This is a genomic window from Exiguobacterium sp. UBA3491, assembly GCF_002377745.1.
Taxonomy (GTDB): Bacteria; Bacillota; Bacilli; order Exiguobacteriales; family Exiguobacteriaceae; genus Exiguobacterium_A.
This window is the reverse complement of sequence record NZ_DFQK01000021.1, coordinates 335,613-339,666: the sequence shown is the minus strand read 5'-3', so window position 1 is coordinate 339,666 and position 4,054 is coordinate 335,613. Positions and strand designations below refer to the sequence as shown.

The 4,054-nt window shown below is 47.3% G+C and carries 4 protein-coding genes and 1 pseudogene; 3 read left to right on the top strand and 2 right to left on the bottom strand.

Features of this window, described 5'->3' with window-relative positions:
- Positions 1 to 35: 35 nt before the first annotated feature.
- A pseudogene (locus B4F99_RS08610) lies at positions 36 to 578 on the bottom strand (response regulator); the annotation flags it as partial.
- Positions 575 to 1,747, bottom strand: coding sequence for a sensor histidine kinase (locus B4F99_RS08605; protein ID WP_290756850.1), 1,173 nt, complete (start codon positions 1,745 to 1,747; stop codon positions 575 to 577). The gene B4F99_RS08605 and the pseudogene B4F99_RS08610, both read right to left, overlap by 4 nt.
- A gap of 99 nt (positions 1,748 to 1,846) precedes the next feature.
- Between B4F99_RS08605 and B4F99_RS08600 the strand changes: the two genes are divergently transcribed.
- From B4F99_RS08600 to B4F99_RS08590, 3 genes are all read left to right on the top strand, one after another.
- Positions 1,847 to 2,488: a YigZ family protein gene (locus B4F99_RS08600; protein WP_290756847.1), complete on the top strand. Its 642-nt coding sequence runs from the start codon at positions 1,847 to 1,849 to the stop codon at positions 2,486 to 2,488.
- Positions 2,489 to 2,557: 69 nt separating this feature from the next.
- Positions 2,558 to 3,565 carry an LCP family protein gene (locus B4F99_RS08595; RefSeq protein ID WP_290756844.1) on the top strand — a complete coding sequence of 336 codons (1,008 nt, stop codon included), beginning with the start codon at positions 2,558 to 2,560 and terminating at the stop codon, positions 3,563 to 3,565.
- On the top strand, positions 3,540 to 3,956 hold the full coding sequence (locus B4F99_RS08590; protein ID WP_290756841.1) for a GNAT family N-acetyltransferase: 417 nt from the start codon (positions 3,540 to 3,542) through the stop codon (positions 3,954 to 3,956). Before B4F99_RS08595 ends, B4F99_RS08590 begins: the two co-directional genes overlap by 26 nt.
- Positions 3,957 to 4,054: the final 98 nt, after the last annotated feature.

The following is a 4,054-nucleotide window of genomic DNA, read 5'->3' as shown; positions in this document are numbered from 1 at the left end:
TTTATTGAACAGCTTATCGCGCGGTTTTAGAATCTCTCCGCCAGTAACTGTAAGACTTCGCATTCGCGACGTGTTAGAACGTGGAGCGGTGCTTCCGCGACTCGTTTTTCAACAGGCTGTGATGCCATCGTTTGTTTCATCTTCATCAAACGACGATATTCCTGTAACAAGTTCGGTGTGACCTTCGGATGGACGTAGCCACCTTCGCGGTATACGGAACGAATCGCATTGACGAGCTCATCGGTTGCCATTTCTTTTAAGAGATAACCGACCGCGCCCGCACCGAGTGCATGCATGACATATGTCTCATCATCATGAATCGATAAGATGATGACACGGACGTCCGGATAGACTTCCATCAGACGTTTTGTTGCTTCGACACCATTGACTTGCGGCATGTTGATATCCATTAAGACGATATCCGGTTGGTGGGTTTCGACGAGCGAGATGACTTCCGCTCCACTTTCCCCCTCCGCTACGACGACGAACTCTTCTTCGAAATCAAGAATTCGTTTAACGCCTTCGCGGAATAACTGATGATCGTCGACGATGACTACTTTCACTTGCTCGTTGTTCACAGTGTTTCCCCTCTCGCTTCGGATTCCTCGATTGGAATCTTTACCTTGATGACCGTACCTTTTCCGGGTTGCGTCTCGATTTCGAATTCACCATCGATCAATTCGATCCGTTCACGCATACCGACGAGTCCGAATGACTCGTCACACGACGCGACGATGGAATCAAAATCAAATCCAACGCCATTATCCTTTACATGGATTCGTACGGAATGTTGATATTGTTCTATGATAATACGAATGTCACTCGCTTCGGAATGCTTAACTGCATTTTGAACGGCTTCTTGCACGATTCGGAAAACGGCGACTTCATACGTCGAATCGATTCGTTCACCGCCTCCAAGATAGTTGAAGTGAACCGGAATATTCGAAATTTCTTGAATATGACGAAGATAACGTTCGAGCGTCGGAACGAATCCGAGATCGTCAAGCGTCATCGGACGTAAATCGTATATGATACGACGGATATCAGCAAGCCCATCCCGAATCAACGTCCGTAAACGGTGAATCTCTTCAAAAGCTGCCTCTGCCCCATTGTGCTGGTGAATCTTTTCAATCAAATCTGCCCGGATCAAGACATGGGCAAGCGTCTGTGCCGGACCATCATGCATATCGCGCGACAGCCGGCGGCGTTCATTTTCGGCGGACTGGAAGACTTTTAGACCCATCTCCTGCTTTTGCATCGCCTTTTCATATTTTTCATTCATCATCTGCATATCGTCCGTCAAGAAGTTCAAGACGACCGAGACACGTCCAATCAATTGATCTGCTCGTTCTATCGTCTCATCGAGCTGAATCAGTCGGCGTTCGAGCTCATCACGTCGTTTTCGGCAATTCATCTCGTCTCGTTGATTGATGAACGATTCGAGCTGCAACGTGTTCGCAGTCTCATAGGCCGACCGGACATCCTGTTCCGAGTAGCTGTCGAAGTTCTTACTGACGACGACGAGTCGCGCCTTCGCATCCTTGATGTGCCGTTCAAGTCGTTCTGCTTCTTTTATATAGTCGTGCACCCGAATCTTCAGGTCGCGTAGTTCTTGCTGAATTTCGGCATACTGTTCGCGAGAACTTTCCGTAATCCGGACGATTTCTTCCCGACTCTCTTCTACGACGCCGATGATGTTCTGTACGATATCATTCAAGGATAGCCGCTCCCTCATCTCATTCGTCATGGTACTCCCTCCATTCCTTGCCAGTCGTCTACGGTTGTCTCTCTCTTGGAACGTCGTTATGCTAGAAAGAACTAGTTAACGAGGAGGACATTTTTGATTATGACATTATCTAATTATTATACAGTAAAAGAAAATGGTTTCCACGAAATCATTATCCAAAAGTCACGATTCATTACCTATTTAGCGCGTGCAACGACGGAAGAACAAGCCCAGGCGTTCATTTCCGAGCTGAAAAAAAAACACCACGATGCGAACCATAATTGTTCCGCCTACGTCATCGGTGAACGCAATGAGATCCAAAAAGCGAATGATGACGGTGAACCGAGCGGAACAGCTGGTGTTCCGATGCTCGAAGTATTGAAAAAGCGTGACTTGCGCGATACGGTCGTCGTCGTGACACGGTATTTCGGCGGCATCAAGCTCGGTGGTGGTGGATTGATTCGCGCATATGGTTCGAGTGTCTCTGAAGCATTGAACGCAGTCGGTGTCGTCGAACGGATCGAGCATACCGTCGTTTCTGTCAATGTCGATTATACATGGCTTGGTAAACTCGAGAACGAACTGCGGGCAAGCGTCCATCCAATTGATCAGATCCATTACCTCGATCAAGTCCAGATCGACGTCCTCGTCAAGACAGCCGATGTTCCGGATTTTCTCGACTGGATGACGAATATGACGAATGGTCAAGCTGAGTTGTCAAGCGGCTCTACACGCTACCTCGAACGTGACATTATTTCCTGAACTGCTATACTGATTATAAAGAATTTTAAAGTTTTTCAAAAATTCAGAAAAAGTTAGGGGTTAATGAACGTGGAAGAGCGAACCCGAAGCAATAAAAAAAAGATAAAGAAAAAACGTTCTTGGTTCAAAGTGTTCGTGATCAGTTTTCTTATCGTGCTTATTGGCGGAGGGGCGACCTTCGCGTATGTCGCGTACAAGACATTTCAGACCGCAAACGACTCAAAAGTCGATTTAGCTCGTGGTGACAAGTCCGAGAAACGAGAAGCTGCCATTGATTTGACGAAAGATCACTTTTCCGTTCTGCTCGTCGGAACGGATGAACGACCTGGTGACACTTCCTCACGTGCTGACACGATGATCGTCGTGACATTCAACAAGGACGATCAGACCGTTGATATGGTCAGCATCCCCCGTGATTCACTCGTCGAGATCCCTTCTGTCGGTTACGAAGATAAAATCAATCACTCTTATGCCTTTGGTGGCATCGATTCAACGATTGAAACCGTCGAGACGTTGCTCGATATCCCAATCGACTATTATGCCTCGATCAACTTCNNCTTAGGTGGCATCGATGTCGACGTCAAATTACCGATCGATACGCTCGACTCATCCGATAAGCGCAATGGCGTCAAATTGGAGCCGGGGAAACAAACGTTGAACGGAGAGGAAGCACTCGCTTATGCCCGAATGCGTTATCAAGATCCTGAAGGTGATATCGGTCGAACAAAACGCCAACAACAAATCGTCGAAGCGATCGTCGATCAATCCACCTCATTCGGTTCCATCACGAAATTGAACAGTCTGATGGATGCGACCGGTGATAACTTCAAAACGAACATGTCGTTGACGGAAGCATTCCAATTGCAACCATTCATCAAAAAAATCGGTTCGGTCAACCGGATTGATTTAAAAGGAACGGATACGAAAATCAACGGCGTCTACTACTACCAACTTGATCCGACTTCACTTGCGGATGCAAAAACGACGTTGAAGGAACAGCTCAATCTACCGACTGATGAGACAACGGACGGCACTATGACGGAGGCTGCAGATGATTCGGTCACTTCAACCAACTGATCATACGTCACTATTAGACGTTCAGCGCCGCGCTTACAAGATTGAAGCACGATTACTCGAAACTGCTGATTTCCCGCCATTGCGAGAAACGATTGATGACATCAACATTGAGGCACCGACTGGTTTTGTTTATGTTATCGACGATAACATCACTGGTGCCGTCACGGTTGACGCTCTGACAATCACCCGTCTCATCGTTGATCCGGCATACTTCCGGCAAGGGATTGCACAATCCTTGTTGCAACATCTATTCGAACACAGTCACGCAAAACATGTCATGACTGGCGCGCGTAATCTTCCCGCGCTCGCTCTTTATGCTCGCTTCGGCTTCACGGAAGTTCGACGCGTATTCCGCGATGAGATTGAACTCGTCTTCTTGACGCGCATGTGACGTCTAATAACAAAGCAGCAGTGGACAAATGTCCGCTGCTGCTTTGTTATTAGAAGAAAAGAAAACCGAGCACTGCACCGATCAGAACGATGCGATAT